At 48.9% G+C, this 21695-nt stretch carries 17 protein-coding genes and 1 other annotated feature; of the genes, 3 read left to right on the top strand and 14 right to left on the bottom strand.

All coding sequences use genetic code 11. The features are described 5' to 3' along the window. Window positions 1-20: 20 nt before the first annotated feature. Window positions 21-1022: a rod shape-determining protein gene (locus DW931_RS12150; protein WP_022359104.1), complete on the bottom strand. Its 1002-nt coding sequence runs from the start codon at window positions 1020-1022 to the stop codon at window positions 21-23. 515 nt (window positions 1023-1537) lie between these two features. Then, window positions 1538-3091: a ribosomal protection-like ABC-F family protein gene (gene abc-f / locus DW931_RS12145; protein WP_118469487.1), complete on the bottom strand. Its 1554-nt coding sequence runs from the start codon at window positions 3089-3091 to the stop codon at window positions 1538-1540. A gap of 329 nt (window positions 3092-3420) precedes the next feature. Here abc-f and DW931_RS12140 point away from each other — a divergent pair, with 329 nt between their 5' ends. Further along, window positions 3421-4566, top strand: coding sequence for a putative ABC transporter permease (locus DW931_RS12140; RefSeq protein WP_107001894.1), 1146 nt, complete (start codon window positions 3421-3423; stop codon window positions 4564-4566). Between the two features lie 53 nt (window positions 4567-4619). Here the strand turns inward: DW931_RS12140 and DW931_RS12135 are convergent, their stop codons facing one another. Together DW931_RS12135 and DW931_RS12130 are read right to left on the bottom strand one after the other, a co-directional pair. Beyond that, window positions 4620-6356 (bottom strand): phospho-sugar mutase, encoded by a 1737-nt coding sequence (locus DW931_RS12135; RefSeq protein WP_118469488.1) that lies wholly within the window; start codon window positions 6354-6356, stop codon window positions 4620-4622. A gap of 189 nt (window positions 6357-6545) precedes the next feature. After that, a complete protein-coding gene (locus DW931_RS12130) occupies window positions 6546-7526 on the bottom strand; it encodes a phosphotransferase (protein ID WP_118469489.1) in 981 nt (326 codons plus the stop codon). A gap of 504 nt (window positions 7527-8030) precedes the next feature. Between DW931_RS12130 and DW931_RS12120 the strand changes: the two genes are divergently transcribed. Further along, entirely contained in the window at window positions 8031-9341 is a 1311-nt protein-coding gene (locus tag DW931_RS12120; protein ID WP_333718289.1) for an MATE family efflux transporter, read from the top strand. 134 nt (window positions 9342-9475) lie between these two features. On the opposite strand, the gene DW931_RS12115 is transcribed toward DW931_RS12120, so the two are convergent. From DW931_RS12115 to DW931_RS12090, 5 genes are all read right to left on the bottom strand, one after another. Next, window positions 9476-10870 carry a polynucleotide adenylyltransferase gene (locus DW931_RS12115; protein WP_118469491.1) on the bottom strand — a complete coding sequence of 465 codons (1395 nt, stop codon included), beginning with the start codon at window positions 10868-10870 and terminating at the stop codon, window positions 9476-9478. Between the two features lies 1 nt (window position 10871). Next, a complete protein-coding gene (gene proS / locus DW931_RS12110; RefSeq protein WP_118469492.1) occupies window positions 10872-12305 on the bottom strand; it encodes a proline--tRNA ligase in 1434 nt (477 codons plus the stop codon). Window positions 12306-12393: 88 nt separating this feature from the next. Then, window positions 12394-12613 (bottom strand) — a binding site (T-box leader). Window positions 12614-12848: 235 nt separating this feature from the next. Further along, a complete protein-coding gene (locus DW931_RS12105) occupies window positions 12849-14330 on the bottom strand; it encodes an alpha/beta fold hydrolase (RefSeq protein WP_118469493.1) in 1482 nt (493 codons plus the stop codon). Window positions 14331-14588: 258 nt separating this feature from the next. Next, complete coding sequence (locus tag DW931_RS12100; protein WP_118469494.1) at window positions 14589-15671, bottom strand: AI-2E family transporter; 1083 nt, start codon at window positions 15669-15671, stop codon at window positions 14589-14591. A 357-nt stretch (window positions 15672-16028) separates the two neighbouring features. After that, entirely contained in the window at window positions 16029-16754 is a 726-nt protein-coding gene (locus tag DW931_RS12090; RefSeq protein ID WP_118469495.1) for an RluA family pseudouridine synthase, read from the bottom strand. Between the two features lie 318 nt (window positions 16755-17072). Between DW931_RS12090 and DW931_RS12085 the strand changes: the two genes are divergently transcribed. Further along, complete coding sequence (locus DW931_RS12085) at window positions 17073-17780, top strand: hemolysin III family protein (protein ID WP_118469496.1); 708 nt, start codon at window positions 17073-17075, stop codon at window positions 17778-17780. Between the two features lie 210 nt (window positions 17781-17990). Here DW931_RS12085 and DW931_RS12080 read toward each other — a convergent pair whose 3' ends face one another. The 5 genes from DW931_RS12080 to DW931_RS12060 all read right to left on the bottom strand — a co-directional run bounded on the left by DW931_RS12080 (window position 17991) and on the right by DW931_RS12060 (window position 21636). After that, window positions 17991-19334, bottom strand: a complete 1344-nt coding sequence (locus tag DW931_RS12080) for an MATE family efflux transporter (protein WP_118626987.1) — start codon at window positions 19332-19334, stop codon at window positions 17991-17993. After that, the gene (locus DW931_RS12075; protein ID WP_107001883.1) at window positions 19324-19776 is read right to left on the bottom strand and encodes a MarR family winged helix-turn-helix transcriptional regulator; all 453 of its coding nucleotides are present in this window, start codon (window positions 19774-19776) and stop codon (window positions 19324-19326) included. Before DW931_RS12075 ends, DW931_RS12080 begins: the two co-directional genes overlap by 11 nt. Window positions 19777-20119: 343 nt before the next feature. After that, window positions 20120-20572: a VOC family protein gene (locus DW931_RS12070; RefSeq protein ID WP_118469498.1), complete on the bottom strand. Its 453-nt coding sequence runs from the start codon at window positions 20570-20572 to the stop codon at window positions 20120-20122. 48 nt (window positions 20573-20620) lie between these two features. Then, window positions 20621-21178 (bottom strand): cyclase family protein, encoded by a 558-nt coding sequence (locus DW931_RS12065; protein ID WP_118472553.1) that lies wholly within the window; start codon window positions 21176-21178, stop codon window positions 20621-20623. Beyond that, a complete protein-coding gene (locus DW931_RS12060) occupies window positions 21172-21636 on the bottom strand; it encodes a MarR family transcriptional regulator (RefSeq protein ID WP_118469500.1) in 465 nt (154 codons plus the stop codon). The genes DW931_RS12065 and DW931_RS12060 overlap by 7 nt, the downstream gene beginning before the upstream one ends. Between the last annotated feature and the right edge of the window lie 59 nt (window positions 21637-21695).

Here is a 21695-nt window from a genome sequence, read left to right as displayed (position 1 = left end):
CCGCCTTCCGGCGGTTCTCTTTAATCGTAGTTTTTCTTCTCACCGTGAGCGAACTCGATAAACTTACCAGTTCCGATCGCAACTGCGGTCAGCGGATCCTCTGCGATCATCGTGGAAATGCCAGTTTTCTCCTCGATCAGGGCATCCAGACCGCTTAACAGTGCGCCGCCGCCTGTCAGTACGATACCACGGTCAAAAATGTCGGCTGCCAATTCCGGCGGCGTCCGCTCAAGTACGTTGTGAACGGCATCTACAATCTGGAGTGCCGGCTCGCGCAGCGCTTCCAGCGTCTCGTCGGATGTGACAACGATCGTCTTCGGAAGTCCGGTAACCAGATTTCGTCCGCGCACTTCCATCGTGATTACCTCCGGACGGCGGTATGCCGCACCGATATTTATCTTGATCTCCTCAGCGGTTCTCTCACCGATCAAAAGATTGTGTTTCTTTCTCATGTAACGGACCAGTGCCTCGTCGAAGTCATCACCAGCCACTTTAATAGAAGTGCTGACTACGGTACCGCCCAGAGAAATAACGGCGATATCTGCCGTACCACCACCAATATCTACGATCATGTTGCCGCACGCCTTGGAAATATCGATACCAGCGCCGATCGCAGCTGCTACCGGCTCCTCGATGATCGAAACCTCGCGTGCGCCAGCCTGGTAAGTCGCATCCTCAACCGCCTTGCGCTCTACCTCGGTCGCACCGCTCGGGATGCAGACGCTGATACGCGGCTTGCGGAGTGTCTTCTTGCCGACTGCCTTGTTGATGAAATATTTCATCATCTTCTCTGTCACTGTATAATCTGAAATAACCCCCTGGCGCAACGGACGGACCGCTACGATATTGCCAGGGGTTCTGCCGATCATCAGGCGGGCTTCCTCGCCGATCGCCATGATCTTATTCGTATCCCGATCGATCGCCACTACGGACGGCTCTTTCAGTACGACACCTTTTCCCTTGATATATACAAGGATGCTGGCTGTACCCAGATCGATACCAATATCATTGGACATCAACATAGTTGTTTTCCTCCTGCTCTGAATATGCACTCTTGAGTACATAAATCTATGAGTTTCATTGTATTTTATCTTCTTTATTTCAGCTTTTTTCGCTGTCATCCAGCCCGCGCATTGTTTTAGAGCGGACTATACCACTTACTATTATATACAACTTTCGATTCTTTTGAAAGAGGTTTTTATTTTTTTATGGACTTTATATTTTTTTTATGAAAGGGACATATTTTAGTCACAAGTTTCTCCTATAATACAAGTATGTTATCCGAAAGGGTAACAGGCCTTTGTTTCAAGTGTTACTTGAAATAAAAAAGCTTTTTCATACTCATACCGGACGATACAAATCGTCCGGCCCCCCTAAGCCAATTTCTTTTTTATATATACCTACCATTCCCAATTTAAGAAAAACAGGAACGCCGTCGGACTCTCAGCCGATGGCGTTCCTGTTTTTTGTCAGTGCCGGACACCTAAAAAAAGGGCTCTATACTGAATGTTGGGGTACGCTGAAAAACATTTTTTTCTTATATTTTCAGACTCCACTCACTGCAGTCCCAGACCTTCGTTGCGAATCCCTCATAGAAATCCGGTTCATGGCAGATCAGAAGGATATTTCCTTTGTACGCCGCCAGCGCACGCTTTAACTCCTCCTTCGCCTCAACGTCCAGATGGTTCGTCGGCTCGTCGAGAAGCAGAAGGTTCGTCTCGCGGTTGATCAGCTTACACAGGCGCACTTTTGCCTGCTCGCCACCGCTGAGCACGCGCACCTGGCTCTCGATGTGCTGGGTCGTCAGACCGCATTTTGCCAGTGCGGAACGCACCTGGTACTGGGTGTAGGACGGAAATTCTTTCCAGATCTCATCGATGCAGGTCGTCGTATTGCCCGGCGCCATCTCCTGTTCGAAATAGCCGATGGAGAGATAATCGCCCAGCGTCACCTTGCCGGACACCGCTGGAATCAAACCTAAAATACTCTTTAAAAGCGTCGTCTTTCCAATTCCGTTGGCACCGACCATCGCAATCTTCTCGCCGCGCTCCATATAGAGGTTCAGCGGACGGGACAGGGGCTCGTCGTAACCGATCACCAGATCCTCCGTCTCAAAAATACATTTTCCGGAGGCTCTCGCCTCCAGGAAGTTGAACTCTGGCTTCGGTTTTTCCTTCGCCAGTTCGATCACATCCATTTTATCCAGCTTTTTCTGGCGGGACATCGCCATATTTCGCGTGGAAACACGCGCTTTATTGCGTGCCACAAAATCCTGCAGCTGCGCGATCTCCTGCTGCTGACGCTTATACGCTGCCTCGAGCTGCGCTTTCTTCGCCTCGTGCACCTCGAGAAACTTGTCGTAATCGCCCACATAGCGGTCAAGCCGCTGATTTTCCATATGATAAATGATATTTACTACGCTATTTAAGAACGGAACATCGTGTGAAATCAGGATGAACGCATTTTCATATTCCTGCAAATACCGTTTCAGCCACTCGATGTGCTGCACATCCAGATAGTTCGTCGGCTCGTCCAACAACAAGATATCTGGCTTTTCCAGAAGCAATTTCCCGAGCAGTACCTTCGTTCTCTGTCCGCCGCTCAAATCCGTTACATCGCGGTCCAGACCGATATCGGTCAGCCCCAGCGCACGTCCGACTTCCTCCACCTTCGCATCGATGGAATAAAAATCGTGGTTCATCAGAAGATCCTGGATCGTTCCCAGCTCTTCCATCATCACGTTCATCTCATCCTCCGATGCCTCGCCCAGATGGTCGCAGATTTCATTCATCTGCACTTCCAGCTCAAACAGGAAGGAAAATGCGCTCTTCAAAACCTCGCGGATCGTCATGCCTTTTTCCAGCACCGTGTGCTGATCCAGATAGCCGACGCGCACCCGCTTTGACCACTCTACTTTTCCCTCGTCCGGCTGCATATGCTCGGTAATAATATTCATAAACGTCGATTTACCCTCGCCATTCGCACCGATCAGACCGATGTGCTCACCCTTTAACAGGCGGAACGAAACATCCTGAAAAATCGCCCGGTCACCAAAACCGTGGCTTAAATGTTCTACATTCAGTATACTCACGTGTGTACCTCTCCTATTTTTCTTTTTATTGTAAATTGTTTGTATTTGTTGAATTGTTCTTTGTTTTTCTGCAAATTTTATCCTGGAAAACAACTCCACTCCATATAAGATTTGCTTTCTGTACGTCTGCCTGCTGTCTGTGGCAAAGCCGACTTCGATTTATTGTACACGAAGCATGCTTTTGTGGCAAGCGGAGATTTTGGAATTATCTTTTTTCACCCAGATGCCTTGAACTTTTCTAGATTTATATAGTAAGATAAGAAACAACTTCATTTTAGATACGTTTTTCAACCAATGAGAAAATGACTTGATTTTCTAAAGGAGGTTTTATGTATACCTATACCTGGTACCAATGGCTAGCTTTTTTCTATGTATACTGCTTTTTAGGGTGGATTTTCGAATCGACTTATGTTTCCCTGAAACAGAAACGGCTCGTCAACCGCGGATTTCTGAGGCTTCCGATGCTGCCGCTCTACGGTTCCGGCGCGGTGATGATGCTCTGGGTGTCCCTGCCGGTGCGGGACAGCCTGCCCCTCGTCTATATTTCCGGTTTTATCGCCGCCACGGCGCTTGAATATGTCACCGGCGCCGTCATGGAACGCCTATTCAAGGTCCGCTACTGGGATTACAGCAGCCAGCCGTTCCAGCTGCACGGCTATATCTGCCTGAGTTCCTCGATCGCATGGGGATTTCTGACGATCCTTATGACCGATGTCATCCATGATCCGATCGCCCGCACTGTGCTTGCGGTTCCTCCGGTTATCCTGCTCATCTGCGATTTCGTCATCAGCGTCCTTTTCACCGCCGATGCTTACGAATCCATCAAGGCAGCCCTGGCTCTGGGTCATACGCTGGAAGCTATGACAAAGCTCAAAGCCGATATCGAAGAGCTCCAGTCCAAGATCGAGCTGCTGCGTGAGGAAGCCATTGAGCGCGGCGCCCTGACCCGTGAAGAAACAGCCGAAAAACTGGCAGCCGCCCAGGCAGAAGCCGCCCGCAGACTTGCCGCCATCCGCAGTGACGCCGAAGAACGCCTGGCAACCGCACGCGCCGAGACTGCCAGACAACTGCAGGCGGCTGCCACCGAACACAAAGAGCGCCTGGCTGAGACCAAGGCACTCGCCGAAAAACGCCTGTCCGATGTTCGAGAAGAAACCACCTCCCGCATCGAAGCTGCCAAAGCAGGAAACGCAGAACGCATCGAAGCTGCCAAACAGCGCGTCAACGAGCGCATTGCCGAAGTCCGCACCGAAGTCGATGCCCGCATCGCCTTCGACAACCGCCTCACCCGCCTGAGCACCCGGTTAGAAGAACTCAAACACCGCCGCCAGTCCCTGCGCCCGGCTAAAAAGCTCCATGCCTTCTACCGCCGCGGGCTGCTAAGAGGAAATCCTACTGCGGTTTCGTCGAAATTTGCAGCGGCGTTGAAAGAATTAAAAGAACAAAATAGCACAAAAATAGGACCTTTCGCATGAACGAATGGTCCTATTTCTTTTAGGAACTTATTTCATATCTTCTTTTTATTTTTCTACAGCAGTCCATTGACAATCGCCATCACAGCCTCGCCTACCTTCTCTGATTTCGCTGCCGCGTCTTCCAGGGAGGTACCTTTCACGCCGTAGTAGAACTTGATCTTCGGCTCGGTTCCGGACGGGCGGACGCAGAGCCATGCGTTGTCTTCCAGTTCGTAGTAGAGAACATTGGAGGATGGAAGTCCGGTCGGTTTTACCTCGCCGGTTGCCAGATCCTTGACGGTATCTGCCTTGTAATCGCGGACAGCCAGCACTTTATGTCCGGCAAAATCGGACGGTGTGTGGGCGCGGAAATATTCCATGATCTCCTGAATTTTTGCCAGTCCCTCGATGCCCTTTAAGCCGATGGACTTCACTTCATCTTTATAATAGCCGTATTTCTCGTACATCTCGACCATCGCATCCCACAGCGTCATGCCTTTTTCCTTGTAATAAGCAGCCGCCTCGCAGAGTGCTGCGGTTGCGGAAATGGCATCTTTATCGCGTGCGTATGTACCGATCAGGCAGCCATAGCTCTCTTCCATGCCAAACAGATAGGTTCCTTTGCCTTCCTGCTCATTTTTGAGAACCTGTTTGCCGATCCACTTAAATCCGGTCAGAACCTCGATGAGCTCTGCGCCGTAATTCTTCGCAACTGCATCTACCAGATTCGTCGTAACGATGGATTTAACAACCTGTCCATCTGCCGGAATCTTGCCGTTTGCCTGTTTCTGGCTGAGCACATACTCGCAGAGCAGGGAGCCGGACATATTGCCGGTCAGCGGAATGTATTCGCCGGACTTGGTATCTTTGACATACACGCCCAGACGATCGGCATCCGGATCGGTTGCCAGAACGAGGTCTGCATTTTTCTCTTTTGCCAGAGCCAGTCCCAATTCAAATGCTTCCTTTGCCTCCGGGTTCGGATAGCTGACGGTCGGGAAATCGCCGTCTGGAAGCTCCTGCTGCGGAACCACATATACATGGGTAAATCCAAGCTCTTTCATCACACGGCGTGCCGGGATATTGCCCGTGCCGTGAAGCGGTGTATACACGATCGTGATCTGATCCTGCATGCGGTCAATCGCGCCCTGATTGACTACCTGTGCCTTGACCTGTGCAATATATTTGTCGTCGATCGCTGCACCGATGATCTCGTAGAGTCCTTTTGCCTTTGCCTCTTGTGCTCCCATCGTCTTAACGGTGGAAAGATCGGTGATCGCCATAACTTCCTCAGTCACGCCCTTGTCATGCGGCGGTGTAAACTGTGCGCCGTCCTCCCAGTAAACCTTGTAGCCGTTGTACTCCGGCGGGTTGTGGCTGGCGGTGATGTTGATGCCGGCGATGCAGCCAAGCTCGCGGACGGCAAAGGAAAGCTCCGGCGTCGGGCGCAGCGTCTCGAACCGGTACGCCTTGATGCCATTTGCCGCCAGTGTCAGCGCTGCTTCCTCGGCAAATTCCGGGGACATATGACGGGAGTCAAATGCGATCGCCACGCCTTTTGCCGCGCCGCCCTGCTTGATGATGTAATTTGCCAGTCCCTGGGTCGCACGGCGGACGGTGTAGATATTCATCCGGTTAATACCTGCACCGATGATGCCGCGCAGTCCTGCCGTACCAAACTCCAAATCCATATAGAAACGCTCTTTAATCTCATTTTCATCGCCCTCAATGGCGCATAATTCCTCTTTCGTTGCCTCGTCAAAGTATGGATTTTCCAGCCATTCTTTGTAAATCGTCATGTAATCCTTCATGATTCACTTACCCCCTGCTTTCTTCTAGGATGACTTTCTTTTTCTCCATTATAGTATAATTATTCTGAAAAATAAAGAGAATTTCGGTTACTATTCTTTGTCTTTATTTTTTCTCTTTTCAAAGTTTCTCCATAATGTATCGAATACGCTTAACCAAAGAATTTATATGCATATGTAAATCAACATTTCTTATCGGATTGCCTCAAGAAAGAGGTTCCTCGCCGTCTGCTGTTCTTCCAGCTTCTGCAGTTTTTCAATGCTGCGGACTGGAATCCACGCCTTGCCTGCATTATAATAAAAATTTAACTGTTTCCAGTATTTTTCCGGATATAAAAACAGGTAATAGAGGTATGTCCGCTCCTGTGCATTCAACGGCAGAATACGATCATACGTCTCCAGCAGCCGCATCCCCAGACGCAAATCCCAGCCATGCTTTTCCAATATTTTGCGCGTAAAATGATACAGGTCTTCGACCTGGACGCCCCGGTGCATCCGGTTAAATTCAATCACCGCCATCTCATTTTCTTCTACCAATAAAATATGATGCTGGTTCAGATCCCCGTGACACAAATAGTTTTCCGGCTCGCCATCCTGCTCGATCTGCGCTTTCAGCCCGCCTGCTGCTTCCTGCGCCTGCTCATAAAAGATGGCAAAGCTTCCGCTGACTGCCCTCTCAAAATCCGATTTACGCCGTTTTTTCCGGATATAATTCCGCGTACGGACAAGTTCCCGGTTGTGGCGCTCCATCTCCGCCACCGCCGGACGCGTGAGAATTGACCCCAGATTCCACGACTCATCGATCGCAATGCCGCGCAATGTCCGGTGCAGCTTCGCGATCTGCCCGACCGCCCGGACTACCTCCGCCTCGCTCTGCACACTGCACTCGCGCCCGGAAAACCATTCCTTCACAACACACCGCGTTCCATCCTCCGCCACCGACAAAATCTCGCCCTCCCGGTTCCGCATATACTGATCGGTCCGGCATGTTTTCTGATTTTGCAGAACATTCATGATTTGTTCTTCAAATTCAAGACGTTTGACGGTCCCCTTATATTCCCGGAGGAGTTTTAACCCCTGACTCGTCTCGCAGATCCACGCGCCTCTTCCACGGCGCTTCGACTGCACTTCCAGTTCATACTGTTCCAGCACCTCGGTTGTTCTCTCGTTCACAACTTCCCCCTCCTGCCTCTATCCGGCTGCCCGCCTTTCCATTTCCCAAAAGAATGTGGACAGCACATTTTCACGCCGGGCCACAGCTGCTGACAGCTATGTTAATTGCAACATTCACACGATTATGCAAATATGCACATCAGACACCCAGCCTGCTACTCCTAACCTATGAGAGGGGGCTTACAAATATGCTTATGCATAAATATCGCAGATTTGAAACACAGTGCACAAACTATCACACACAATCGCCAATGTGGAGTGATTACGAAATTCTGTTCATTGCCATCATTTTGACGGTATGTTACAATGATTCACGTTGGGATAAAAAAGCGGTCTGGCTATTTGTCCCAACAATCAGGCAAAAAATCAAATAATATATTTTACTGTAAATGAAAAGGAGGTCTCTCTTTGTCCATACAATCCGCTCATCGTTCCAATGATGAAAATACGCGCCCGCATTCAGGCTCAGCATCATCCCGTGAAGCTGATCTCGGCAGTGCGCCGATCGGGTCACTTCTTTTTAAACTGGCGCTCCCGGCAATTGCCGCACAGATCATCAACGTTCTCTATAACATGGTTGACCGCATGTACATCGGCCATATCCCGGACATCGGTCCCAGCGCCCTGACCGGCGTCGGCGTCACAATGCCGATTATCATGTGCATTTCCGCTTTTGCCGCGCTCGCCGCCATGGGCGGTGCCCCGCAGGCGTCGATCCTGATGGGAAAAGGCGACAAGGATTCTGCTGAAAAGGTACTCGGCAACTGTACCTTCATGCTGACCGTCATTTCGCTCGTCCTGACCGCCCTGTTTCTTGGCTTTGGGCGCCCGATCCTCCTGATGTTCGGCGCCAGTGAGAAGACAATTCTCTACGCCTGGAACTACATGAAAATCTACGTCTGCGGCACTTTCTTCGTCCAGATGGCGCTCGGACTCAATGCCTTTATCAACGCACAGGGTTATGCCAAAACCGGCATGATTACCGTTGCCATCGGCGCTCTCTGCAACATCATCCTCGATCCGATCTTTATCTTCGGACTGCATCTGGATGTGCGCGGTGCGGCACTTGCAACCATCCTTTCACAGGGTATTTCCTGTATCTGGATTCTGCGTTTTCTGACCGGAACGCATAGTACCCTGCGGATACGGCTCCGCAACCTGCGCCCGCAGAAGAAATTTATCCTGCCATGCCTGGCGCTCGGACTGGCGCCGTTTATCATGCAGTTTACAGAAAGTGCACTGTCCATCAGCTTTAACACCAGCCTATTGAAATATGGCGGCGATACCGCGGTCGGCGCGATGACGATTCTTTCCAGCGTCATGCAGTTTTCCATGCTGCCGCTGCAGGGGCTCACACAGGGCGCGCAGCCGATCATCAGCTTTAACTATGGAGCCAAAAATATCGACCGTGTGAAAAAAGCGTTTCACCTGCTTCTGCGCTCGGCAGCCTGCTATTCCACCTTGCTCTGGCTCTTATGTATGCTGGTTCCACAGATTTTTATTTCCATCTTTACCAGCGACGCAGATCTTGCCAGATATACCATCTGGGCGCTCCGGATCTATATGGCAGCTTCCCTGCTCTTTGCCGTCCAGCTCGCCTGCCAGCAGACTTTTATTGCCCTTGGAAATGCGAAAACATCCGTCTTTCTGGCATTGCTCCGGAAAGTGCTGCTTTTGATTCCGCTGATCTTTATCCTGCCGCATTTCGTTTCAAATCCGGTATTCGGCGTGTTCGTGGCAGAACCGGTGGCAGATACGATTGCGGTGGCGACGACGGCGGCGCTGTTTTTCAGGGAGTATAAGAAATTGGGATAACTCTTTTAATCATCCTCTGATTGAAAATATTGTTGTTAAAAAAGCAAAAGGAAAAGAGACAAAATCGTTTGTCCGGCTTGTCCTGCCGGTTCCAAACGATTTTGCCTCTTTTCTCTTTTTATTTATTAATCTTCTTATGCTTTACTGGTTCCCGCATTCTGCGATTGTTTCAACACTTCCACCTCAGCCAGAAGCCGCTCTTTCTCATTCCAAGCCGGATTCTCCAGCACCTTTTCAAAGAGAAGATGCAGCGTTTTTCCAAGCGCCGGTCCCGGCTGGATGCCTGCCTGAATCAGGTCTTTTCCGGTTACCGCCAGAGTTTTAAGACGGATACAGTCACCGCGCTCCCGGATCTGCCTTGCAAGTGAGCGAACCATTTCCACCGCATCCATGCGCTCCGGCATCAGAACTTCCTGAAGGAGAAGCAGCCAGTCAAAGACCTTATCTTCCATCGCACTCATCGCGTGGCGGACAGCGCTTTCCTCCGGTTCCATCTGCATGAATGCAAAACGGCTCAGAATCTTCGCCTTATCGATCGTGTCGTTGTCCATCTTGAGTTCTCTCAGAACCCGGACACAAGTTCCCTCGCCCGCCGGGGCAAGAAAATACGACCAGCGCAAGGCTTTTTCTGCTGGCAGATGTGCCGCAGCAGCAGAAATTTCCCCCGCCATGTCTGTCTCACATTCATGTTTCACGAACATGTGCCCCTGCTGCGCTACCGTTTCCGTTTTGATCGCATCCTTGTCAGCAGCTGGCACATCCTTCGAATATACCTTCTCTTCCAACCTCTGCTTTGCACAGCTTTTCTGCTTTTTCCACGCCGCAAATACCTCCGGAAATGTCTTTGAAATGTACGGTGCCAGTCCTGCCGCCTCCGTTTTCCAGATAAATTCCGGGCGGTCGGACAGGAGTGTTTTTGTCAACTCCACCTGCACCCGTTCCTTGCTCACATGGACAAGGGAGGGCGCCAGCTCACAGAGCGCCTGCCAGGTCTTTTTCTCTATCGAAAATCCCAGCTGGGCCGAAAAGCGGACGGCACGCAGGATCCGGAGCGCATCTTCCGTAAACCGTTCTCCCGCATCCCCGACGCAACGGATCCGGCGCGCTGCCAGATCCTCCGCCCCGCCGAAAATATCGACAATTCCCGTTTCGTGGCTGTATGCCATCGCATTGATCGTGAAATCACGCCGTCTCAAGTCCTCACGCAGTTCGGCAGTAAATACGACTTCCTTCGGGTGGCGTCCATCCTCATATTCACCGTCAATCCGGTAGGTGGTTATTTCATATCCGATATGATCACGCATGACCGTGACCGTACCGTGCTGAAGCCCGGTGTCGATCGTGTGACCGAACACCTGCTTCACCTCCTCCGGGTGCGCCGAGGTCGTGATATCCCAGTCACCGGGAATCCGCCCCAGGATCGCATCGCGGACACAGCCGCCGACTGCAAATGCCTCGTAACCATGTTCTCGCAGCTTTCCCAGGATTTCCTCGACCTGGACCGGCATTTCTATCCGTTTTGGAATCATATTAATATGCCTTACCCCAATAAACCATCTTCGTTGCCGGCTTGCCGCAGCATACGCAGGTGTCAGCCAGATGTTCCTGATTGAACGGGATGCAGCGGGAGGTTACGCCGACTACTTCTTTCAGTTTATCCTCGCACTCCTGATTGCCGCACCACATTGCCTTGATGAAGCCTGGCTTATTTTCTGCGATCTCCTTCATCTCATCCAGTGTTGTCGCTACATAAGTATGGGAATCTCTGTGTGCTTTTGCACGCTCAAACATATCGTGGTGAATCGTCTCCAGAAGCTCGCCAACCTTTGCTACGATCTCATCCAGAGATACCGTAATCTTCTCATGCGTATCACGGCGAACCAGAACTGCCTGATTTTCAGCAATATCTCTCGGTCCGATCTCGACACGTACCGGAATACCGCGCATCTCGGACTCGCTGAACTTCCATCCCGGAGATTTGTCGGAATCATCCACTTTGACACGGAAGTTGGACAGAACCTCTTTTACCTCAAATGCCTTGTCCAGAACACCCTCTTTTGCCTGCTGAATCGGAACGATCATAACCTGGGTCGGAGCTACCTTCGGCGGCAGAACCAGACCATTATTGTCACCATGAACCATGATGATCGCGCCTACCATACGGGTTGTCATACCCCAGGAAGTCTGATGAACGTATTTTAATTTATTATCCTTATCCAGATACTGGATGTTAAATGCCTTTGCAAATCCATCGCCGAAGTTGTGGCTGGTGCCGGACTGCAGTGCCTTGCCATCGTGCATCAGGGACTCGATCGTGTAGGTTGCCTCTGCACCGGCAAATTTCTCCTTGTCAGTCTTGCGTCCGCGGATAACCGGAATTGCCAGGAAGTCCTCGCACAGATCCGCGTATACATTTAACATCATCTCGGTACGCTCCTGTGCTTCCTCAGCGGTTGCATGAGCGGTATGACCTTCCTGCCATAAGAACTCTCTGGAACGCAGGAACGGACGGGTGGTCTTTTCCCAACGTACAACCGAAGCCCACTGGTTGTAGTTTCTCGGCAGATCGCGGTAAGAATGTACGTCATGTGCATAAAAATCGCAGAACAGAGTCTCGGAAGTCGGACGTACACACATTCTCTCCTGTAACGGCTCTAAACCGCCCTGTGTCACCCACGCTACTTCCGGTGCGAAACCTTCTACGTGATCTTTCTCTTTTTCCAGAAGACTTTCCGGAATAAACATAGGCAGATATACGTTCTCTACGCCGGTTGCCTTAAAGCGCTTGTCCAGTTCATTGCGGATATTCTCCCAGATCGCATATCCGGCCGGTTTGATAATCATGCAGCCCTTTACACTGGAGTAATCAGAAAGCTCTGCTTTCTTTACGATGTCCGTATACCACTGGGCGAAATCTTCATCCATCGATGTGATGGCTTCTACCATCTTCTTTTCCTTTGCCATGTCATTTCTCCTTGTTAAAAACATTTTATTGTTGTTTTGTATTTCATAGAAATAAAAAAGCCCTCCGATCCCTGCTGATCGCTGCGATCAAAGGGACCGAATGGCTTAACTTCGGCGGTACCACCCTGCTTAACCAGAATTTCGTTCCGATTCTGGCTCACTTAACTTCCGTTAACGCCGGAAATACGTTGCATTTTCATGCACAGCTCCAGGGCCGGTTCAACTTTCAGGGACACAAAAGCCTCTCACCATACGGCTTTCTCTCTGGACGTGTGTCAAAGTTTACTGATTCCTCTCTTCGCCTGTTTTGTTTCTTATTGTTTGATGTTCTAAAATCAAACGCTGGATTTCTTCCACGGCATCCACAAACTCAGCCGCGCAAATCCTGACAGTATTATGATTTTACGCCAATCGGTCGGGTTTGTCAAGGCTGGAACTCGCCCTTGTACAAGTCTTGACGATACCTCGCATTTTTTACTCGGTCGTCACTGACTCGGTTGCGTCCGAACAAAAAATAATGTTTTTATCCCTATCTTACGAATCCTATTTTAATAAAATGTCCTCCCGGTACATCTCCGCCAGTGACCGCAGAATCTTCGCCGTCATCCCCCAGATGATTCCTTCCTCGCGGCGGTAGAAGTAGACATCGTAATGTCCGCGCCGCCAGCGGTAATCGCGTCCGCCCGGAACATCTTCAAACGGGAATGTCTCTTCCGGCACGGTCACAAGTTCTGTTTCATATCGCTCCGGTTCATGTTCCGCGAACCAGCGGAGCGGGACAGAAAAGGTATGATCGACCTCCGCCTCGGAATATGACCAGCGGTAGCCCTGCAGCGCACCTAAAAATGGAGAAATCTCCATCGCTCCGGGTGCTTCCAGCACATCCAACGGCGCGATAACGCGAATCTGGCGGCGACTGATTAAGAGTTCTTCCATCGCCTCACGGATCGCCGCCTGCTTCGGTGTCTCGTCCCGCTCAACGGCACCGCCCGGAAAACAGATTTCGCCCGGCTGAGTTTTTAAGCTTCCCGCGCGCACCTCAAACACCACGTGGTACTCCCCGCCTTTCTGAATCAAAGGTACCAGCACCGCCGCCCGACGGATCTTCTCCTTCTCCAGCCTTCCGGCTCTCCGGCTGCCCCAGACTCGGCTCATCTGCGCCAGCTCGCCGCCCTGTGTCTGTTCCAGGAATGATGCAACACATTGGTTAAATGCGTCCGGGTTCTCTGCTGCAATAAAATGGGTGCCCTCTAAAAGCCGAATCCTTGCGTTTGGCAGAGAACGTGCGATTTGGCGCGTGTGGCATTCGCGGATCATGTCGTCGCTCCCTGCTACCACAAGGACGGGCATTTTCAGGCGGTGGAGAAGTTCAGGGCGGATCCAGGGTTCATACAACATTAAGGATAGAAGCTCTTTTTTGTGTATATTTGCCTTCCGATCATTTTCCTTATTTTCAGGAATTTTTTCTTTCTGACAGCTTCTTCTCTGTTGTTTATTCAGTCCTTCCTGTCCATTCTGTTTTTCGTTTTCTTTTGAAAATTGCTTTTCTGTCCGCATTTTTCCTGCTGCCATCTGCATTTTTCCCCGTATCTGCCCGATGCCGCTTTTCTGCAGCCAGAGCTTCCCCACAACTCCCACATACTCCCGCGCCACATCCGCCAGCACGGACGGCTTCATGCCAAACGGGTTTAAGTTCGCTCCATTTAAAATCAGCCGATCGACATATCCCGGATATTTCAGTGCAAAAATCAGCGCAATATTGCCGCCGTCGCTGAACCCCAGCAAAATGATCCGCCTAAGTCCCCGGCGGTCAAGAAATCCTTTCAAATCATCAGCAAACCGTTCCAAGGTAAATGTCCCACAACCACGCGGAGATCTGCCATGTCCACGGGTGTCCACCGCAATCACGAGATATTTTGATTCAAAAAAGGATATCTGGTTCACAAAGTAGGAGCTGTCCTCTCCATTTCCGTGAAGCAGCACCATCGGCTGTCCGGAGCCTGACTCTTTTGTATATAAATTCACGTTTGTTCCTCCATATTAAATGATATGCATATTTATTTCAGCTTAACATCCAGCTATCTTCCAGCAACTCTTTCTCTGCTGTTTTCCAGAACTTTTATGCGTTTTTAATTCCTTATCTATTATATATGATCCTTTTGTCTCGCGGCAATTCTAAAAAATCCTTTCATCTCCTTAAATTTCCACATTCAAAAGCAATTTCAGATCGCCCATCCACCAATACTCCACTTTTTTCCTCTTTTTTCCTCTAAAAGCGCCTACTTAATGAGCATCCGCTCCTTCGTCCGCTTCCCCATACTCCTCCACAAAATCCTTAATAATCAACAGCCCAATCGGACCCAGCAGAAATCCAAACAGACTAAACAGCTGCAAGCCCACATAGATCGCCGCCAGCGTTTCAAGCGGCGACAGCCCCATTTTCTTCCCCATCAGGTGCGCCTCCGTGAACTCACGCAAAAAATAACAGAGCAGATACAGCCCGAAGAGAATCAGCGCGTGTCCCCACTCCCGCTTAAACAGGAGAAAAAGACTCCACGGCACCAGCGCCGTCCCTGCGCCGAAGATCGGCAGGGCATCCAGAACCCCGATTCCGATTCCACCCAGAATATAATATGGATTTCCAATCAGCAAAAGCCCCGCCATCGAAAATGCCGAAGTCATCAGGAAAATGACCGACTGGGTTTTCAGCCATGCGCTTCCTGTCACCGCAAGGCGCCTGCCGAGCAGGAAAAATTCGCGGTGAAACATCGAATCAAACCGCCTCCGGCGCAGTTCGTCCATCTCCTGTAAACTCAAAATCGAGGCAATGAAAAATAAAACAACCACAATAACCGCGCGCACAATCCCCGCCGCAGCAGGAACTGATTTCTGAAGGAGCTGCGGCAGCAGGATCTCCTTGACCTGTCCACCGCCCTGCAAGCCTGTTCCGCGAAAGAGCTGCCCGATTTTACCGGCAGGCAGATGAAGGACTCGCTCGATCGACTGTTCAAATTGCTGTCCGAGCAGTGACAATTCCTCCATCCGTCCTGGAAGCTCTTCTAAAAAGTGTTCCAGCTCCTCCGTGAAACGCCGTCCCCCTGCTGCCAGCAGACCGACCAGAAAAATGCTCAGCAAAATCAGCTCCACGCCCCCGATCATACCGATGGGAACGCCGATCATGCGCCCGCGGAAGGAGATTCGCAGCCGTTTTTCGAGAAATGCTGCCGATGGCTGGAGAAGCAGCGCCATCAGATACGCTGCCAGAAATGGGAATATAAGCGGCAGCAGGTAACGGAAACTCAAATACACGCCCGCCGTGACTACTGCTGTGAGAAATGCTTTTTTCTGTTTTCTGCTGAGTGCCATCTGTCTGCTCCACCTTCCCGATTTTTTCTTTATGCCATACACCGTTATAGTTCTATGATTTCTACAGCCATCCATTCAAACAAACGTCTTTTCCTTAAACCTACACGCCCTTTTTTCCGGATGTATGGCAACGAAAAACCACAGGAAACCGGTGTCAGCTCCCGCTTCTCCCGGCTCCTGCGGTCTCTTTTGTAAGCCCTCTTTAGTCGCTCCGGGGCTTACCCATGGACTTTGCCCATTTATGATTCGTACTTCCTTTGTACACACTCTAGTATGGTCAGGTCGGATAAAAATATACACGTCTTACCTTCTATTCACCCTTGACCTTTTATTTTCTTGACTTATAGAAAAGTTCGCTCACAGAACAAATTGCGGTTTGGTGGAAAACTCCATTCTTTTTCCCGTCACCGGGTGAAGGAACGATAAACGGACCGCGCACAGCGCCAGCGGTTCCCGGCGGGCACGTCCCACGGAAGCAGCCGCTGGTGCGCCATACTTGGTATCTCCCATGAGCGGTGTCCCATGCGCGGCAAACTGTACGCGTATCTGATGGTGGCGTCCTGTGTGAAGATGAATTTCCACCAGTGAACGCACGGTGCCGTCTTCCTGTTCTTTTTTTTCTAATATCTGATATTCCAGCTCTGCCCGTTTCGCACCGGCGACCGACTTATCCACAATCCGGCTGGTATTCGTTTTCCCGTCTTTCAACAGATAATCCACGTACTTACCCACATTATCCACAGGTTTTCCACATACGAGCGCCTGATAGATTTTCTCCAGTTTTCCCTCCTGTACCTGACGGCTTAAGTGCGCTGCCGCTTTCAGGTTCTTGGCATATACCATCACACCGCGCACCGGCTTGTCCAGTCGGTGGATAACTCCAACATACGGATCCACCGGGGCTGTGGACGCTTTTGGGGATAATCCTGTGGATAACTTTTTCGTCTCCTGCACCTTCCGGTGGAGATAATTTTTTATCTCGCTGACCATATCCGGCTCCAGGCGTCTCGATGTCTGCGACTCAACTCCAGCTGGTTTGACCACAACTAAAATATCTTTATCTTCGTATAATATATCTAACATAACCGATTTCCTCTCTACTTCATCCATGGATTCCCGAGCATTTTAACTTCTCAAATCATCCATGATCCATTTTATCTTCCACTTGTTAAAAACGCTTCGTTAATTTCTCATATTATAACATATCCCATTCCCCTCTTGCATATTTTTCGAAAAAGATGTATAGTATATAAAAACGTTCTATGTAGTTTTAAATACTACATACTGCATTTATAATTACTCTGTAACTGTTCAGTACCTTCACAGTCACGCGCAGTACACGTGCAGACCTACTGAACCGTTACATTACTCTCTCAATATTACAGCAAAGGAGGTTATCCTATGATTTCCAATCAAACACATACATCTGACACAACAAAACTCGCTGAAACAAAGCATCATAAATTCCACGTAAAGGATCCCGGAAGCGCGCTGACGCATTTTATCGCGATGATCGGCGCGGTGATCGCGGCAGTTCCTCTGCTTCACAAAGCGGCCGGAGAAGCAGATTCGCGCCATCTTGCGGCGTTGGCTGTGTTTATCGTCAGCATGATTCTGCTCTATGCCGCCAGCACGACCTACCACACCTTTAATATTTCCGAGCACGTTAATAAAATCCTGCGTAAGATCGACCACATGATGATTTTCATCCTGATTGCCGGAACTTACACACCGGTTTGCCTGATCGTCCTTGGAAATAACGCCGGTTACCGGCTTCTGGCGCTCGTCTGGGGTATCGCGATTGCCGGGATTCTCGTCAACGCGCTCTGGATCAACTGCCCGAAGTGGTTCTCCTCGCTAGTTTACATCGCGATGGGCTGGATCTGCGTGCTGGCGTTCCGTCAGATCGTACTGGCACTTCCGAAAAGCGCATTTCTCTGGCTGCTGACCGGCGGACTCATCTATACGGCTGGAGGCATTATCTACGCATTAAAACTGCCGATTTTCAATGCAACGCATAAAAATTTCGGTTCGCATGAGATTTTCCATCTGTTTGTCATGGGAGGAAGCCTGTGCCATTATGTGATGATGTACGCATTTGTAGCATAAGGGTGAAATACCCATTTCGTCTGACAGGCATTATGCCTCATACGTACACGAAATGCATACATTCAATTTTTTATGTCACATTCATTCTCCTTTCAAAAAAGGAACCGTCCTGATGCAGCTGATAGACTGACCCAGGCGGTTCCTTTTCAATTCATTAAAAGCGTTTAAAAATTTTCTACGAAACTATTTTCTATGTTTTTACGTGCTTTCTCATGCTGCTCCTTTATCAAAGTCTCTTTTGATTTCCTTGTAATAAAGCACGATTCCCGTGACACCGACCAGCACTTCCGAGATCGGAAATGCAAACCAGGTAAAGCGCAGGTCAATCAGCGACAGCAGCCAGAAAATCGGAATCAGGCAGCAGATCTGGCGCATCACGGACAAAAAGAGGCTGATCTTTCCATTTCCGATCGCCTGGAAGAAGACCGGGGTCATCAGTGAAAATACCGCCGGAATAAAACTTGCCCCGATGATAGGGAATGCATTTTTTCCGATCGCGATGACCTCACTGCTCTTTGAAAAAACCTGGAGCAGCTGCACCGGAAAGAAAACGAAGCAGATCACACCGACCAGCATAAACACACAGGAAAATCCATAGCTGTCCCGCATAATTTCCCGGCATCTCGCATAGCTCTTGGTTGCATAGTTAAAGCTGAGCACCGGAACGATACACGTCTGCAAGCCCATCAGTGGGATAAAGAAAAACGTCTGCATTTTATAATAAAGCCCCAGCACCGTCACTGCCGAATCTGAAAATCCGGCAAGGATCGCATTTAAGATCACGATATAAACTGTAAATAATGCCTGCATAATAATCGACGCGTAGCCAAACCAGTAGATCTGCTTGATATAGAGCGACGTTTTTGTGCGCTCTGGCAATCTGCCAACCCCGCCAAACGATGTGATGACCGCAGCTGCCACCTGTCCGCAGACAGTCGCATAGGCAGCACCCGCGACTCCCAGCTCCGGCACCGGACCGAGTCCGAAAATCAGGATCGGGTCAAGCACGATATTCGTCAGCGCCCCCACGGTCTGGGCGACCATCGGACGGTGCATATTGCCCCGCGACTGATGGACCTTCGTCCAGTTTCCTTCCAGAAATGCCCCGATGCTGCCGATACAGACGATCTGTCCGTAGATAACAGCACTCTCGATCGCTTCCGGGGTATTCGCACTTGTCAGGACATACGGACGCATACAGAAGATCGAGAAAATGGCAAATATAAACCAGGTTCCAAGCGCCAGAAGCGTGCCTGTTCCCGCTGTTTCTTCCGCCTGTCCCGGCATTTTCTGTGCATACAGGCGCGCCATGTAGGTATTCACGCCCACACCGGTTCCCACCGCTAGCGCAATGATGATGAGCTGCAACGGATAAATGACCGAAAGCGCCGTCAGCGCCGGTTCGGAATATTTTCCCACAAAAAAACTGTCTACAATGTTATACATCGCCTGAATCAGCTGCGCCAGCATAACCGGAGGTGCGATTTGCAGCAATATCTTCGGAATTTTCTCCGTCCGGAAAAATTCTGTATCCGTTCCCGCCTTACTCTTCATCGTCCGTCTCCTCCAGTGCCTCTTCCAGAATCTGGTCATACTCCATAAACAGTTCCGTCATTCTGCGGATCTTGTCCTCTCCCAGACGTTTCGCCGCCCGTTCTTCCATCCGGCTTAACGAATATAATAATTTTTCCGAATACCGTTCGCCCTCCGGCGTCAAAACAAGCGCCTTTTCCTTCCCGGTGCTCTTTTCCAGATCCGCTACAAGAATCCCGTCCTTTTTCATCTCTGAAATCACATGGTTCACCGTCTGCCGCGGAAGCAGATACGAATCACAGATCTGCTTTTGCGTACAGAATCCGAATTCGCGGATGGTGTAAAGCACCAGCATCCGGTTATAGCTCACATTGTTATTCTTTGCCCACATCGAGTATACACCACGGCAGCGGATGATCGCCTGGTTGACCTGATCGTAAAGTTTTTGTATTTTATATTCCATAACCTTCCCCATTCAATCCCATTTGGGACTGAAAGAAGTATACGACAGGATTTTGAAATTGTCAATCTTTATATATTCTTCATTCTTGATATGCAGAGATGACGTAACTGTTCACAGGTAGGCATTTTCTGAACTGAAAATTCCGTATGACACAGTTCTGATTCTCATAAAAAAGACTATATTGTAAAACGAAAAAACACCGCCGGAAAAGCTATATAGAATAAGCCTTCCTGCGGTGTTTTTCCAAATATCACTGTCAAAGACGGGATTATATTTAATATTACCCAAAAGTACAAGATCCGTCTGATTTTTCTGTTATATAAACTGGAAGTTGTTTATTATTTTACAAAGGTTGCATCATCTCAAGAATGATTCCATCCGGGTCTCTGAAATAAAACGCTCTGCTTTCCCCAAACCCATCTGCCCTGAAATCGAAATACTGCGGTTCAGACAAGCACTCCACATGATTTTCAATAAGGGTTTTGTAGACAGAATCAATGTCATCCGTGTAAAAGCATACTTCTGAGATAGATGTCGTAAACAAGTCTGATTGTTCCTTATGGATTTTGCTGTCTACAAACTGAATCAATTCAATCGGTGGTGCTTCAAGAGCCTTCGAACCATTCAAATATGCAACCCTTGCTTTACAATTTTCCTTGCGAAACATTTTATCTGTCTCTTCGCCCTCCATAAAGATTTCGCCCTGAAATTCAAGCCCAAGAATGTCTCTGTAGAAAGCAATGGAGCGATCTATATCAGAAACGGTTAATCCTACGTGATAAATTCTTCCAACCATATTTTTTCCTCTCCAATAATTTCTATATTTCATCAAACCGGAAGTTGTCTAAACCTCTGCAACAACCCTACAAGGCAATCCGGTCATGTCAGCATAGTTCATAGGATAGGTATTGATAAGGCAAGTCCCTCCTGATTCAATAACTTTTTGCAGATTACACAGGTTTTCAATGATAAAAACGCCTTGATCCGCACAATACTGATCCTTTGGTGTATGTTCTTTTCCACGTCGTACACCTGCACAATCTACTCCAATGATAGATACTCCTTTGTCAAGCAGAGCATCTATCAATTTGTCTGAAAGCTGTGGGTGCCCTGTAAAATATTCTTTTCCACCATAGCCTTCTTTTTCAATAAATCCGGTATAAAATGCCACGAACATATTCTGTTCTACTTTACTAATAACGATATCATCAATATCTATATCCCTGTCACCAACATCAGAAACATCAAAGACTATCGCCCTTCTCTTTGTATATTCTAAAGGGAACTCTTTGTTCATAACATCAAAATGTGTTCCAAGATGACCTACCAGTGCTTTCTTTTCATTTCCCTGTGCATCCGTTACCATTTTGGGTGTGATTTTTAAAGTAATATCAATTAACATTCGTTATGTCCTCCTATTTCTGCTATTTTATCTTCCAGATAATTATTAAAATCCATCATAAACTGCTGTATTTCATCCAGTTCTTTTTTGCTGTACTTTTGTAAAAATGCGTTATCACGTTCCAGCCACAGATTATGCCTTTTCTCATGTTCTTCGTATAGCTGCTGTCCTTTATCAGTCAGTTTAAAGAAAATCTTCTGATTATTTCCTTCTGCCATATAAGACTCAATCATTCCATTCTGCATAAGTCTTCTTGTGATCTTGCTGATTGCTCCTCTGGTCATATGCATAGCCTGTGAAATTCCTGTGACATTTGGAAACTCCATATCTCCTATTGCAGCAATCGTATGTATTTCTGAATAATTATAGCCATGAAGCTCTTCTGATTCCGTCAGTTTCGATAGGACTTCCTGCTTTTCCATGTACTTTGCAAACAAACCTAATAATTCTGAATTCATTTTATTCTCCTTTCTTGTTTCTCTGGAAACAAATGTATTATACCGCTCACTTGTTTCCA

The organism is Clostridium sp. AM43-3BH (genome assembly GCF_003479985.1).
GTDB lineage: Bacteria > Bacillota > Clostridia > Lachnospirales > Lachnospiraceae > Otoolea > Otoolea fessa.
Note: the sequence above shows the minus strand (reverse complement) of the source record. Positions and strands in the feature narration are given on the sequence as shown.